The sequence below is a fragment of the Clostridium sp. D46t1_190503_E9 genome (assembly GCF_015555225.1).
Lineage (GTDB): Bacteria > Bacillota > Clostridia > Clostridiales > Clostridiaceae > Clostridium.
The window spans coordinates 1-930 of record NZ_JADNKB010000017.1 but is presented as its reverse complement, the minus strand read 5'-3'; the positions used below and the strand labels follow the sequence as shown (position 1 = coordinate 930).

The 930-nt window shown below is 30.9% G+C and carries 1 protein-coding gene; it reads right to left on the bottom strand.

What is annotated here, in order from left to right; all coding sequences use genetic code 11:
* Positions 1-930, bottom strand: a 930-nt coding sequence (locus I2E83_RS16215) for a hypothetical protein (protein WP_195430973.1), incomplete at both ends; no start/stop codon positions are given.

The following is a 930-nucleotide window of genomic DNA, read 5'->3' as shown; positions in this document are numbered from 1 at the left end:
TAATGCTACATCTTTAACTCTTAGTTCATTGAACTTATCAACTGTAAATCCATTTTTATTAATTATATCAGTTATATCTTTACCAGCTTCTCTTACCCCTTCAACTAACTTCCTATCACTTAAATTATCATACACATCTATTCCAGATTGTATCTTCTTGCTATTCTTAAGATCATCAGCTGCTTTCTTAATATTGCTTCCAATTTTATTAAGTTCTCCGCCAAGATTAGATCCTAAGCTGAAACTTTTTGTATCATTAATATAATTATTATAGCCTACTTTTAGTATATTACCAGTATCTTTTATGGCTTCTATTGATTTAGTTTTAAATGCTCCTACCATGCCTGATACTTTACTAGGGAAATTTTTAATTGCTTTTCCTACATCTATTAATGATGTTTTTATCTTTCCTATGCCTTTAAACATATGTGGAATATTTAGGGCAAAATCTGCTACATTAAGACCTCCATATATAATTCCACCTACTTTTTCTCCTGCTACAGATTTTAATCCAACTTCTAATCCATTAAATCCTTTATTGCTTCCATTCGCTATATTATTATATAGCTTTGTTCCATCATCTAATAAACTATTTAGTGCTAATGCTCCTCCTAAAACTGCTCCTACGACTGCAATTACTGGGCCTCCAGCAACTAGAGTAACTCCTGCTCCTACAACTGCTAATGCATTTAATCCAAAGGAAATTACATTTCCTGCAAGTTGGTGTCTATCAAACCAGTCAATTACTGATCTATATGCCCATTCAACACCATTTGAATCTGAATTGTATATATTTTTTATAATGCTAATTCCATCTTTAAAAAAGTTACTTATTCCATTAAACACCTTGTTCCCAAATGATATTAATGAATTGCTAATCTTGCTTATAAAAGATTGGACTTTATATCCTTTACTTATTGCCCTTATTCT